This is a genomic window from Streptomyces sp. NPDC021224 (assembly GCF_044332905.1).
GTDB lineage: Bacteria > Actinomycetota > Actinomycetes > Streptomycetales > Streptomycetaceae > Actinacidiphila.
Genome location: NZ_JBIRPW010000007.1, coordinates 238,695 through 251,633 on the forward strand (window position 1 = coordinate 238,695; position 12,939 = coordinate 251,633).

At 74.1% G+C, this 12,939-nt stretch carries 11 protein-coding genes and 1 pseudogene; 5 read left to right on the forward strand and 7 right to left on the reverse strand.

All coding sequences use genetic code 11. The annotated features are described in order from the left end of the window. Positions 1-101: 101 nt before the first annotated feature. Genes ACH4PY_RS19865 through ACH4PY_RS19875 form a run of 3 tightly spaced genes read left to right on the forward strand, consistent with a single transcriptional unit; the run spans position 102 to position 6,202 of the window. Positions 102-3,185, forward strand: a complete 3,084-nt coding sequence (locus ACH4PY_RS19865; RefSeq protein WP_398184074.1) for an FAD-binding and (Fe-S)-binding domain-containing protein — start codon at positions 102-104, stop codon at positions 3,183-3,185. 51 nt (positions 3,186-3,236) lie between these two features. After that, positions 3,237-5,054 carry a thiamine pyrophosphate-requiring protein gene (locus ACH4PY_RS19870; RefSeq protein WP_398184661.1) on the forward strand — a complete coding sequence of 606 codons (1,818 nt, stop codon included), beginning with the start codon at positions 3,237-3,239 and terminating at the stop codon, positions 5,052-5,054. Further along, a complete protein-coding gene (locus ACH4PY_RS19875; RefSeq protein ID WP_398184076.1) occupies positions 5,051-6,202 on the forward strand; it encodes an enolase C-terminal domain-like protein in 1,152 nt (383 codons plus the stop codon). Before ACH4PY_RS19870 ends, ACH4PY_RS19875 begins: the two co-directional genes overlap by 4 nt. A 612-nt stretch (positions 6,203-6,814) precedes the next feature. Here the strand turns inward: ACH4PY_RS19875 and ACH4PY_RS19880 are convergent. Next, entirely contained in the window at positions 6,815-7,402 is a 588-nt protein-coding gene (locus tag ACH4PY_RS19880; protein ID WP_398184079.1) for a hypothetical protein, read from the reverse strand. A 213-nt stretch (positions 7,403-7,615) separates the two neighbouring features. Between ACH4PY_RS19880 and ACH4PY_RS19885 the strand changes: the two genes are divergently transcribed. Further along, positions 7,616-7,897: a hypothetical protein gene (locus tag ACH4PY_RS19885; protein WP_398184082.1), complete on the forward strand. Its 282-nt coding sequence runs from the start codon at positions 7,616-7,618 to the stop codon at positions 7,895-7,897. 220 nt (positions 7,898-8,117) lie between these two features. Here the strand turns inward: ACH4PY_RS19885 and ACH4PY_RS19890 are convergent, their stop codons facing one another. The 4 genes from ACH4PY_RS19890 to ACH4PY_RS19905 are packed head-to-tail and all read right to left on the reverse strand — an operon-like array spanning position 8,118 to position 10,750. After that, positions 8,118-9,113, reverse strand: a complete 996-nt coding sequence (locus ACH4PY_RS19890) for an iron-containing redox enzyme family protein (protein ID WP_398184085.1) — start codon at positions 9,111-9,113, stop codon at positions 8,118-8,120. Further along, positions 9,110-9,394: a CDGSH iron-sulfur domain-containing protein gene (locus tag ACH4PY_RS19895; RefSeq protein WP_398184088.1), complete on the reverse strand. Its 285-nt coding sequence runs from the start codon at positions 9,392-9,394 to the stop codon at positions 9,110-9,112. Before ACH4PY_RS19895 ends, ACH4PY_RS19890 begins: the two co-directional genes overlap by 4 nt. Continuing rightward, positions 9,378-10,091, reverse strand: a complete 714-nt coding sequence (locus ACH4PY_RS19900; RefSeq protein ID WP_398184091.1) for a HemK2/MTQ2 family protein methyltransferase — start codon at positions 10,089-10,091, stop codon at positions 9,378-9,380. Before ACH4PY_RS19900 ends, ACH4PY_RS19895 begins: the two co-directional genes overlap by 17 nt. Before the next feature lie 41 nt (positions 10,092-10,132). Further along, positions 10,133-10,750, reverse strand: a complete 618-nt coding sequence (locus ACH4PY_RS19905; protein ID WP_398184094.1) for a flavodoxin family protein — start codon at positions 10,748-10,750, stop codon at positions 10,133-10,135. A 328-nt stretch (positions 10,751-11,078) separates the two neighbouring features. On the opposite strand from ACH4PY_RS19905, the gene ACH4PY_RS19910 reads away from it, so the two are divergent. Continuing rightward, entirely contained in the window at positions 11,079-11,549 is a 471-nt protein-coding gene (locus ACH4PY_RS19910; protein WP_398184096.1) for a DUF5709 domain-containing protein, read from the forward strand. Between the two features lie 16 nt (positions 11,550-11,565). Here ACH4PY_RS19910 and ACH4PY_RS19915 read toward each other — a convergent pair whose 3' ends face one another. Both ACH4PY_RS19915 and ACH4PY_RS19920 read right to left on the reverse strand, forming a co-directional pair. Next, a complete protein-coding gene (locus ACH4PY_RS19915; RefSeq protein WP_398184664.1) occupies positions 11,566-12,072 on the reverse strand; it encodes a GNAT family N-acetyltransferase in 507 nt (168 codons plus the stop codon). A gap of 300 nt (positions 12,073-12,372) precedes the next feature. Continuing rightward, positions 12,373-12,891, reverse strand: a pseudogene (locus ACH4PY_RS19920) (LLM class flavin-dependent oxidoreductase); the annotation flags it as partial. Positions 12,892-12,939 lie beyond the last annotated feature (48 nt).

Below are 12,939 nucleotides of genomic sequence, written 5' to 3' on the forward strand. Positions count from 1 at the left end.
TCGGCGGACGGTCATGCGTGCCGGTTACGGCCCGCCCGTGCGACACGCCGGGCGCCGGGACCCGCCGAATACGCCGCGGGCGAGCGGGCACCCGAACTCGCATGAGCACCGTCGAACGCCCGACGTCCGAGGAATCCCCCGACACGCTCGACCTGGCCGCACTGGAAGACGCCCTGCGCGCCGAGGTGGACGGCGAGGTTCGCTTCGACGCCGGCAGCCGCGGCGCCTACGCCACGGACGGCTCCAACTACCGGCAGGTTCCGCTCGGGGTGGTGGTGCCGCACGACATCGAAGCGGGGGCGGCCGCCGTGGCGGTCTGCGCCAGGTTCGGCGCCCCGCTGCTGTCCCGCGGCGGCGGGACGAGCCTGGCCGGGCAGTGCACCAACACCGCCGTCGTCGTGGACTGGACGAAGTTCTGCGACGGCCTGGTGTCCGTGGACCCGGACAACAGGACCTGCGTCGTCGAACCGGGCATCGTGCTGGACGAACTGAACCGGCAGCTCGCGGCCTGCGGGCTGCGGTTCGGTCCAAAACCGTCCACGCACAGCCACTGCGCGCTGGGCGGCATGATCGGCAACAACTCGTGCGGCGCCTCGGCGCAGGCGTACGGCAAGACGGTGGACAACGTGCGCCGCCTGGAGATCCTCACCTACGACGGGACGCGCTGCTGGGTGGGCCGCACCCCGCCGGAGGAGTACGACGCGATCACCGCGCAGGGCGACCGGCGGGCCGAGCTCTACGCGGGCATGCGCCGGATCGGCGACCGCCACCTCGCCGACATCCGGCGCGGCTTCCCGAAGATCCCGCGCCGGGTGTCCGGCTACAACCTCGACGACCTGCTGCCGGAGAACGGCTTCCACGTGGCGCGCGCCCTCGTCGGCAGCGAAGGGACCCTCGCCACGGTGCTGCACGCCGAGCTGGACCTGGTGCCGGCGCCCGCCGCCGACGCGATGCTGGTGCTCGGCTACCCCGACATCTGCGCCGCCGCCGACGACGTACCGCGCATCCTCGAACACAGCTCGCCCGCGGAGCTGGAGGCACTGGACGACCGCATGGCGCAGCTGATGCGGGAGGAGGGCAGCCACCTGGAGTCGCTGCGGTCCTTCCCCGACGGCGGCAGCTGGCTGCTGCTCCAGTTCACCGGCGACGACCAGCGGGCGGCCGACTGGCAGGCGGAGGAGCTGCTCGCGGCCCTCGGCAGAAGCACTGACGACCCGGACGTGGCGCTTTCCGACGACACCGCCCGCGAGCAGCGGATGCTGAAGGCCCGTGAGGCGGGGCTCGGCGTGACCGCCCGGCCGCCGGACGAGCGCGAGACGTGGGAGGGCTGGGAGGACTCGGCGGTGCCGCCCGACCGCCTCGGCGACTACCTGCGCGACCTCAAGGCGCTCTTCGCGCGCTTCGACTACGACCACCCCGCACTGTACGGCCACTTCGGGCAGGGCTGCGTGCACACCCGCATCCCGTTCGGGCTGCGCACCGCGGAGGGGGTGGCACGTTTCCACGACTTCCTGCGTGCGGCGGCCGAGCTGGTCGTCTCCTACGGCGGTTCGCTGTCCGGCGAGCACGGCGACGGGCAGGCCCGCGGCGAGCTGCTGCGCACCATGTACGGCGACCGCCTCATGGGCGCCTTCGAGGAGCTGAAGGCGCTGTTCGACCCGGACGACCGGATGAACCCGGGCAAGGTCGTGGCCCCGCACCCGGCGGACGCCGACCTCAGGCTGGGACCCGCCTGGCGGCCCCGCGACGACTCGGACGCGTACTTCGGCTACCCGGAGGACGGCCACTCGTTCAACCAGGCCGTGATGGGCTGCGTGGGCGTCGGGAACTGCCGCAGCCACGAGGGCGGGGTGATGTGCCCGTCCTACCGGGCGACCGGCGAGGAGGAGCACTCGACCCGGGGCCGGGCCCGGCTGCTGTTCGAGATGATCGGCGGCCACGACGACTCGCCGGTCACCGAGGGCTGGCGCTCCCCCGAGGTCCGTGACGCCCTCGACCTGTGCCTGTCGTGCAAGGGCTGCAAGTCCGACTGCCCGGTGGGCGTGGACATGGCCACGTACAAGGCGGAGTTCCTCGCCCACCACTACCGGGGGCGGCTGCGCCCGGCGGCGCACTACGCGCTCGGCTGGCTACCGCTGTGGGCGCGCGGCGCGCAGGTCGCGCCGGGCGCGGTGAACGCGGCACTGCGGGCGCCGGGGGTCGCCGCGCTGGGCAAGCGCCTGGCGGGGGTGGCCGACCGCGAGGCGCCGCTGTTCGCGGAAGAGTCCTTCCTGCGCTGGTGGCGGGAGCGGGGCACGGCGCCGCCGGAACCCGGGGACCCGCGGGCGGTGGTGCTGTGGCCCGACACGTTCAGTACGTACTTCCACCCGTCCGTGGCCCGCGCGGCGGTGAAGGTGCTGGAGGACGCGGGATTTCGGGTGGCCGTACCGGAAAAAGGTGTGTGCTGCGGTCTGACCCTGATCTCGACCGGCCAGCTGGATCTGGCCAAACGGGTGCTGACGCGGACGGCGGCGGTGCTGCGGCCGTGGATCGAGGCGGGTACGCCCGTGGTGGGCCTGGAGCCGTCGTGCACGGCGGTCTTCCGCGCCGATGCGACGGAACTGCTGCCCGACGACCAGGACCTGCGGCGGCTCGCCGGGCAGTTCCTGACCTTCTCCGAACTGCTGCTGCACAAGGCCCCCGAGGGGTGGACCCCGCCGGTGCTGACCCGCGCGGCCACCGTGCAGACGCACTGCCACCAGCACGCCGTGACCGGCTTCGACGCCGACCGCGAGCTGATGCGCAGGGCGGGTCTGGACGCGAACGTCCTGGACGAGGGCTGCTGCGGCCTGGCCGGCAACTTCGGCTTCGAGGCCGGGCACAAGGAACTGTCCGAGGCCATCGGTGAGTTGGGCGTGCTGCCCGGTGTGCGGGCCGCGGCGCCGAGCGCCCTGGTCGTCGCCGACGGCTTCAGCTGCCGCACCCAGATCGAGCAGGGCGGCACCGGGCGCGGCGCCCTGCACCTCGCGGAGGCGCTGGCGCTCGGCCTCGACGGGCCCGCGCCCGCCGACCACCCGGAGAAGGCCGCCGAACGCCCCGCCCCGCCGAGCGCCGCCGGCGCCCGGCTGGTCACCGTGGCTGCGGCCCTCGCGGTCGCCGCCCCGGCCGCCGGCCTGTACGCGGTGCTGCGCCGACTGTGGCGCTGAGCGCACGGCTCCCCCGGAAATCCCCGACGACGAGAGGAACTTCCCGTGTCGATGAAGGTGTCCGACTACGTACTGCACCGCCTGCGCGAATGGGACGTCGAGCACGTCTTCGGCTACGCGGGCGACGGCATCAACGGCCTGCTCGCCGCCTGGGGCCGGGCGGGCGACAAGCCGCGCTTCGTCCAGGCGCGGCACGAGGAGATGGCCGCCTTCGAGGCGGTCGGCTACGCGAAGTTCTCCGGGCGGGTCGGGGTGTGCGCGGCCACGTCGGGCCCCGGCGCCATCCACCTGCTCAACGGCCTGTACGACGCGAAACTCGACCACGTGCCCGTCGTCGCGATCGTCGGCCAGACCAACCGCAGCGCCATGGGCGGCAGTTACCAGCAGGAGGTGGATCTGGCGAGTCTCTACAAGGACGTCGCCGCCGACTTCTGCGAGACGGTCACGGTGCCCGAGCAGCTGCCCAACGTGCTGGACCGGGCGCTGCGCACCGCGTACGCCCGGCACACCGTCACCGCCGTCATCATCCCGGCCGACGTGCAGGAGCTGGACTACAGCCCGCCGACGCACGCGTTCAAGATGGTGCCCTCCAGCCTGGGCGTCGCGCACTACGCACCCGTGCCGTCCGACGAGGATCTGCACCGGGCGGCGGAGGTGCTCAACGCGGGGAAGAAGGTCGCGATCCTCGTGGGGCAGGGTGCGCGGGGTGCCCGCTCCGAGGTCGAGCACGCCGCCGACCTGCTGGGCGCGGGCGTCGCCAAGGCGCTGCTGGGCAAGGACGTCCTGCCCGACGACCTGCCGTACGTCACCGGGTCGATCGGGCTGCTGGGTACCCGCGCCTCGTACGAGATGATGCGGGACTGCGACACACTGCTCGTGGTCGGCTCCAGCTTCCCCTACACGCAGTTCCTGCCGGAATTCGGGCAAGCACGGGCGGTGCAGATCGACGCCGACCCGTTCATGATCGGACTGCGCTACCCCTTCGAGGTGAACCTCGTCGGAGACGCGGCCGGGACGCTGAAGCGGCTGCTGCCGCAGCTGAACGCGAAGAAGCACGGCACCTGGCGCAAGGACATCGAGAAGAACACCGCCCGCTGGTGGGAGGTCATGCAGCGGCGGGCCGCCGTGGACGCCGACCCGATCAACCCCGAGTACGTGGTGCACGCCGTGGACGAGCTGCTGCCGACGGACGTGATGCTCTCGGCGGACTCCGGCTCGGCGGCCAACTGGTACGCCCGGCACCTGCGGATGCGCGGCGCGATGCGCGGGTCGCTGTCCGGCACGCTGGCCACGATGGGACCGGGTGTGCCGTACGCCATCGGCGCGAAGTTCGCACACCCCGACCGGCCCGCGCTCGCCGTCGTCGGGGACGGGGCCATGCAGATGAACGGCATGGCCGAGCTGATCACGGCGGCCAAGTACTGGCAGGACTGGACGGACCCGCGGCTGGTCGTCGCGGTGCTGAACAACCACGACCTCAACCAGGTGACGTGGGAGATGCGCGCCATGGAGGGCGCCCCGCAGTTCCTGCCCTCGCAGTCCCTCCCCGACGTGCAGTACGCGGGCTTCGCGCGCTCCATCGGCCTGGAGGGCGTCCGGGTGGAGGAGCCCGGTGGTGTGCAGGACGCGTGGCGGCGGGCGCTGGCCGCGGACCGGCCCTTCGTCATCGACTTCCGCACCGACCCCGCCGTGCCGCCCATCCCGCCGCACGCCACCTGGGACCAGATCGAGGCGGCGGCCTCGTCGCTGCTGCACGGCGACCCGGACCGGGCGGCGATGGTGCGGCAGGGCGTGAAGGCCAAGCTCCAGGAGATGCTGCCGGGCCGCAGGCACCGCGAGGACCGGCCGGGCGCCGGCGACGAGGGGTGAGCGGCGGCCCCGGGCGGGACGGCGGTGCGGGCGGTACGGCCGCGGGCGGCGCGCCGCTCGTCCGCGAACTGCGCACCGCCGTGTACACCGTACCGACCGAGAGCCCGGAAGCCGACGGCACCCTGGCCTGGTCCGACACCACGCTGGTCGTCGTGCACGCGGAAGCGGCCGGTGCCACCGGCCTCGGCTGGACGTACGCCTCGCCGGCCGCAGCGGTCGTCGTCGAGGAGCACCTCGCTCCCGTCGTCACCGGGCGCCCGGCGTTCGACGTGCCCGCGGCGAACGAGGCGATGACCCGCGCGGTGCGCAACGCCGCCCGTCCCGGCATCGCGGGGCACGCCGTCTCGGCGGTGGACATCGCGCTGTGGGACCTCAAGGCGCGCCTGATCGGGCTGCCGCTGGTGACCCTGCTCGGCGCGGCCCGCACGCGGGTGCCCGTCTACGGCAGCGGCGGCTTCACCACGTACGACGACCGGCGGCAGGACCGGCAACTGCGCTCCTGGACCGAGGAACTGGGCATCCCCCGGGTGAAGATCAAGATCGGCGAGTCCTGGGGCACGGCGGAGACACGGGACCGGGAGCGGATCAGCCGCGCCCGCCGCTCGGTCGGCGACGCCGAACTGTACGTCGACGCGAACGGCGGCTACGGCGCCAAGCAGGCACTGCGGATGGGCAGCCACCTGGACGCGGAGGGGGTCACCTGGTTCGAGGAGCCGGTCTCCTTGGGCGACCTGCCGGGCCTGGCCCGGGTACGAAACGGCGTGCGGGCGGACGTCGCCGCCGGGGAGTACGGCTCCACGCTGGGCTACTTCGAGCGGATGCTCGCGGCGGAGGCGGTGGACTGCCTCCAGGTGGACGTCACGCGCTGCGGCGGCATCTCGGTGTGGCTGCGTGCCGCGGCCCTGGCGGAGGCCCGCGGGCTCCAGGTGTCCGGCCACTGCGCCCCGCATCTGCACGCGCACGCCGCGGCAGCGGTCCCGAACGTGCGGCACCTGGAGTGGTTCCACGACCACGTACGCATCGAGCAGGAGCTGTTCACCGGCACCCTCGACCCGGCCCGCGGTAGGGTGCGCCCGGGCGCGGACGGCGCGCCGGGCCACGGCCTGACGCTCCTCACGGAGGCCGCGGAACGCTGGCGAAGGCACTGATTCCCCGACCGCCATGTGCGGGAATCACCCCCGGCGCGCCCGGCCCGCGCGAACGACTGCGGCAGCTGCCTCGCCACTCCACCGGTGCCGTTTCCGGGGCACCGCGAAGCCGCCCGCCCACCAGCATCCTCGGTCGACGCCGTGCGGCACCTCTCACCTCATCTCGTCGGTTGAGGCTGCCGCGTGTGCACCGGTTGCGACATGCCCTTTTCGCTCGGGCCTGTACGTGCAGGCCAGAAGCACGTTCGAGCTCTACTCCGACCTTAGGATCGGGGCCTATGACCCCCCTCGGTGGCGGCCACGGGGACCCTGGTCATGAGTCCGCCGGCGGACGCATCCAGCGTGACAATCGGACGATTCACGACGGCGGCGAGCAGCGGACAACGGATGGCGGCTTTCGTCGATCCGCGCTTGCCCAGCCCCGATGATTCTGCGTCCTCAGCTCGGCAGGTATCCAGCGCCGATCTGACAGCGGTACACCATTGGCGTCACGCGCAGAGCTACGCTGCGGCAAATAGCGCAGTTCATCAAAGAGGGACAACGCCGAAACGCTCTGAGTCGCTTGTACGAACCGCGCGGGCACGGGCCGTGGTGCGTCCGGCCGGGTCGGAGTCAGGGGATGTACGTGGCCGCGCTGTAGGCGGGCGTGCTCACGCCGGTGGTCCCGTCGGGGAAGGTGACCGCGGCCTGGGCACCGGTCTGCCACGTCCAGCCCGGGGTGTACGCGTACTCGGTGTCGGCCGCGCCCTGGAGGGTGGAGTAGGTGAACGTCTCGTTCGAGGCGACCGCCGTATTGCTCCTGAACAGCACCACCAGCAGGTCGATGGTGTTCACGACCTGGTCGCACGTGGTGTGTGCCAGGCCCTCCACGCCGCTGCCGCTGGGGTAGTGGACGGGGCCGCCGTAGAAGCGGAACGGGCTGGAGGCCGTCACCTGGCAGTTGATGGTGACGGCGGGCGAGACCTTGGGCGAGCGCGTGACGGTGACGTGGGCGCCGCCGGCCGTGGCCTGGTAGGTCGTGACCCCCGGCGGGATGGAGAAGGTCGTGCTGGTCTCACCTCGTGCGAGGTGGGAGGCGGTCGGCGCGGCCGCCTGGGCCGCGGGGACCGCGACCAGGGTTCCGGCGGCGGCCAGCACAGCGACGGTGGCGGCGCCGAGAGCGCGCCCGCGGGGCGTCGTGGTTCCTCTGTTGAATATCACACTGTCTCCTCGGGCTCTTCGCTCGAATCTTCGCGGGATTTCCCCGCGTTCGCATTGCCCCGTGCATGCGGGCGTTTCGAGGCAAACGGTATGGCCCTGGAATGGTGTGGCGACGCCGGTTACCGCGTCAAGGACGACATATGCACATGTCCGGAAAACGGCCCCACGGACCGCGGGACCAGCGGCTTCCCGCGCCGCCACTATCGGCCAGAGATGATCAACGCCGAACTGGCCGACAGCAGTGTGAGCGTCACGGCGGCGCATCCGGGGCTGATGCGGACCGGGTCGCACCTGGCCGCGGAGTTCGGCGGGCAGGCGGACCGCGAGTTCGGCTGGTTCTCGGCCGTGACGGGCAGCCCGCCGGTGCCGACGGACGCGGGGCGCGCCGCCGACCGCATCGTCAGCGCGCTGGACGGCGCCGAACCCGGGTCGTCCTCACCCCCGCCGCGAAGGCCGCCGGCCTCGGCCACGGCCCGGCCCCGGCCCTCACGGTGAAGCTCACCTCCCCGGCCGCCCGGCCCTGCCCTCGGCCCCGCACGACGCCGTACCCCCGTCCCCCGTCCCCGGCCGGAACGTCGAGCCGACGGCGGACCGCGACCTGCCCCCCGTACTACGCAGACCCCGCACCTGGGGCAGCGCCCTCAACGACCACGCGTCAGCCCGCCTGAACCAGCACCGCAACCACCCGCGCCCGACCGGCTGACCCCGCACGGGCTCAGCGCAGGGCTGAGCGGCCCGAGCGCCACGCCGTCAGCAGGTGGGCGGCGAAGCGGTCCTCGACGAAGGTCGTGGCGTCCGCGCCGAAGGCGACGTCCGCGGCGAGGCCGGGTTCGGCGGCCAGCAGGCCGTCCACGACCCGGTGGCGCACCACCTGCTCGTGGACGGCGTCGGCCTCCACGTGCTCGTCGTAGAAGCGCTGGGCGGCGGGCCCGGCACCCGCCCGGCGCAGGCCCGCGGCCAGTCGCCGGGAGCCGGGCGAGGAGGTGACCTCGACCCAGGCGAAGTGGCCGACCAGCGCGCCGCGCAGGGCGCGGTGCAGGCCGAGCAGCGACATCAGGTTCACCACGGCGAGCATCTGCGCCGGGGCGCGGTCGAGGTAGCGGCCGTAGGACGGGTCGAGGTCCAGGTCGGCCATGAGGTCGGCGAACAGCCGGGCGTGCACCTGGTCGGCCCGCCCGGCGCCGAACTCGTCGTACTCGATCGCGGCCATCGCCGCCTTCGCCTCGCCGTGCAGCCGCGGCAGCACCCAGGCGTGCGGATCGGCCTCCTTGAGGTGGTACAGGGAGCGCAGGGCGGCGTACTGGCGGAACTGGTCCAGGTCGCCGTGGCGCCGCAGGTGGTGGGCGACGGAGCCGGAGGTGTCGGCGGGCTCGACGAGCAGTTCGGCGAGGACCTGCGCCGGGTCGCGCGGCCCCGGCACGTCGCGTCGCAGGGCGCCGAGGAAGCGGTCCTCCAGCGCGCCGCGGACGGCGAGCAGTGCGGGGTCCCACTCGCGGTCGTCGGCGACTCCCGCGAAGCCGCGGTAGTGCAGCTCGTAGAGGACGTGGAGGGCGAGCTGGAGGTCGTCGCCGTACGGTGCGGCCTCCGCGGCGCGCCGCGGCAGTCCGGCGACGGGGGTCCGGCCGGTGCGCAGCGCCTGGACCACACCGTGCGAGAGCGGCCCGCGGACGGCGGGAAGCGCGGGTGCGTACGGGAGCGCGGGCGCGGTCACGTGCCGCCGTCCCCGCGAGGGGGGCGCTCGTGCGCGCGGTGGCTGGTGTCGCACCAGGGGTAGGTGGCGCTGCGGCGGCAGGTGCAGATCGCGACGGCGAAGCGGTGCGAGACCGCCACCGTGCCGTCGTCGGTGACGACCTCCACGGGGTCTTCGACGACCGCGGGCCCGCCGCTCTCGACGGTCACCCGCCGTGCGGGCGCGCACGCGTCCGGCGGGGCATCCGCCGCGTCCTCCCGGGCGGTGCCCCGCACCGGGTCGCGCTCATCGGCGTTCGGCACGGATCACCACCAGCTCCTCCTGGTCGTCGGTCGCCGCCAGCAGGCCGCTGGCGTGCAGCCAGGGCAGCCGGGAGCGCAGTACGGGGCCGAGCGGGACGCGGGCCCGGGTACGGATCTCGGCGGACAGGCCGAGGCCGGTGAGGTGGTCCACGGTGCGCTGCGGCCCGCACAGCGCCGAGTGCACCATGAGCAGCACCCCCCGGTGGCGCAGCAGCCCGGCGGAGGCGGTGCACAGCGAGTCCACCAGCTGCCGCCCGTCGGGCCCGGCGTCCCAGGCGCGGGCCGCGCGGTGTGCGGTGGCGGGGCCGTCGGGCGGCGCGGGGACGTACGGCGGGTTGCTGAGGACCAGGTCGTAGGCGGGTGCGTCCGCGCGGTCGGCGAGGCGGCGGATGTCGCGGCGGTGCACCTCGATCCGGCGGCCGGCGCGCAGCGCGTTGACACGGGCGGCGGCGAGTGCCCGCCAGGAGACGTCGACGGCCTCGACGCGGGCGCCGAGCCGGGAGGCGTAGAGGGCGAGCGCGCCGCTTCCGGTGCCGACGTCGAGGACGTCGCTGCCGGGCAGCGACTCGCGGTGGAGTGCGGCGGCGAGCAGCGCGGTGTCGGCCTGCGGGCGGTAGACGCCGGGGAGGCGCCACACGCGGTCCAGCGCGGGCAACGCGTCCGGTACGGGGACGGTGGCGGTGACCTGGTTCGGCACGGCGGCTCCTGTCGGTCGGGGGTCGTGGGCACCCGGGCCGGTCAGACCGGCGGGTAGGGCGCGCCGCGCAGTACGCGCGCGAGGTGCGCGGTGGTGGCCGCGAGTGTCGCGGTGGTGGTCTTGACGTTGTCGGGCGTCTCCTCCAGGTCCTGGTAGTCGGTGCCGTGCATGGCCTCACCGACCCAGTAGGTGACGGCGTTGGGCGCGAGGGAGAAACCGACGTCGCCCAGCCCCTGGAAGAGGTCGGCGCTCACCTTGTGGGCACCGTCCTCGTTGCCGACGACGGCGACCGCGGCGGCTTTGCCGTAGGTGCGCATCCGGCCCTGCTCGTCGGTCTCGGACAGCTCGCCGTCGAGGCGTTCCAGCACCCGCTGGGCGACGCTGCACGGGTGGCCGAGCCAGATGGGCGTGGCCAGGACGAGGATGTCGGCGGCGAGCATCCGGGCGCGGATGCCCGGCCAGGCGTCGCCGCCGCCCGCCGCGCCGGCGGTCACGCCGGGCCGGACGTCGTGGTCGGCGATCCGCACCGCCTCCCCGCTGACGCCGTGCCCGCGCAGCGCGTCGAGCACCTGCTCGGCCAGCAGCTGGGAGCTGGACGGCGCGGGGCCGGGCTTGAGGGTGCAGACCAGGGCAAGTGCCCGCAATTCACCATCGGTCATACTCCGCGAATAACCCGGTGACCGGCCCGGAAACATTTGCGCGGTGCCCCTGGGCCCGCCGCAGGGCGCGGCGGGGCGAGAGCCGGTGGTCGTCGGGTCCCGCGACCGCGAGGACACCGGCGGCGAAGACCGCCCCGCCCGGCACCTTCCGCTCCCGCGGGTCGGACCTGCGGCCCTGCCGCCCGGCGGGGCGTCGCGGCGCAGATACTCCGGCGTGCGGGCCCGCACGCGCGCCGTTCCCCGGACGGCGGATGCCCGGCCGCGCATGCATGGCGGGACGATCAGCGGGCAGCCGCAGGCCACACCGCTTTGCGGAAGGAGTGCCGTCATGAGCGACGAGACGATGGGCGACGAGGTCTATCAGCCGACCGGTGACGAGGACGAGCAGGCCGACCCGCTGGACATGGAGGACGCCCTCGGCGAGGACGACTACGACGCCGAACTGGACAAGGGCTACTCCCCACCGGAGCGGCCCTATGCCGTGGAAGGCCCCGGCACCACCGCCGAGGAGCAGCGCGAGGGCGAGTCGCTCGACCAGCGCCTGGCCCAGGAGAGGCCGGACGTGCAGCCGGGCGCCGGTGACGGCATCGGTGACACCTCCGACACCGAGGGCGAGCCGGTGGACCCGGAGGCGGGTGACGCCCGCGCCGGGCGGCTCGTCGCGCCGGACCAGGGCATGGAGCGGGCCACCCGCGACCCCGTGACGGCCGAGGACGTCGGCGTGGACGGCGCGGCGGCGGGCGCGGAGGAGGCGGCGGTGCACGTGACGGAGGACCCGGAGAGCCCGGGACGCGAATGAGCGCGAGGCCGCCGGTCTACCGGCCCGAGGTGGCGGACGGTTCGGCGGGCGGGCTGAGGACGGCGCCGGTCAGCGGCCCGTACGCCGTCCAGCCCAGGTGCTCGTAGAGGGCGCGGCCCTCCGTGGTCGCGCCCAGCACGGCGGTGGGGGATCCGGCGGCGGCCGCCGCGTTGCACAAGGTGCGCATGACGAGGCTGCCGAGGCCGTGGCGGCGGTGGCCCGGCGCCGTCTCGATCTGGTCGATCACGGCGGCGGCGCCGGGTGCGGGGACGGCGATCTGGCCGCGGGCGGCGAAGGCGTGGTCGCCGGTGGTGACGAGCACGCGGGTGAGGCCGCCGTGGGTCCAGGTGCGCAACCGGTAGCCGCCGGGGCAGCGGGGCTCGGGCCCGGGGGCGAGCCGGGTGGCCATCAGGAAGCCGGGGGCGTCGATTTCCCAGCCCGGGGCGAGCCAGGCCGCGACGGTCTCCGCTTCCACGAAGCACTTGATCCAGGTGCCGGGCGCGGTGACGGTCCGCACGAACATGCGGACGAGCGCCTCGTCCGCGTCCGGCAGCACGTACCGCCGCACCTGCGGCACCAGACCGACGTCGACGGTGAAGCCCCACGACTCCTCGACCGGCGGCGCCGCCGCCCGGGAGACCACCCAGCCCTCGACCCACGCGCGCTTCAGCTCCGCCAGGCCGAGTCCGTCCGTGCTGCCGACACCTGATGAAGTAATGGTCCCTGTCACGGAGTGGACCTTACACAGGTGTGCTCGGCGCGTCAGCCCGTTTCCGGTCCCCGCCGGTCCGGCGGCAGAGGACCGGTGTGCTCGGGCCGACGCGTCCTGGAGGGCGGGCAGCCCCTTGCTGCGGTAGGCGTCGAAGAACTCCCGCTGGTCCGGGCCGATCTGGGCCACGTAGACCTCGTCGAAATCCGCCTCGGCGTACGCGCGGACCGCGCGGACATGGCTGTCCGGGTCGTCGCCGAAGGCGCCCGCCGCCTCGACCGCGTCCCGGGTGACGAGGGTGGACGCCTGCTCGATGTGGTCGGGGGTGGGCGGCACCTGGGCCAGTTCGCCGGGCAGTTGCTCGTTGGGCCACAGCCGGTGCACGGTGTCGATCGCACGCTCCCGCGTGTGGAGGCGGGCGTTCTCCACGGTGTAGTGCGGGCCGCGGTGGGTGACGCGGTCGCCGGTGAAGAGCTTGCGGACGACCTGGATCGCTTCCTCCAGCATGCGCATACGGGTGGGCGCGTCGGGCCAGGCACCGCCGGTGATGTGCTCGTTGAGGGCCTCGCCGGTGCCGACGCCGAAGCGGAAACCGCCGTCCAGCAGCGACGCGGAGGTGGCCGCGGCCAGTGCCTCCCTCGCGCCGCTTCCCGGCGGCTGCCCGATCCGGGCGGGCGCATG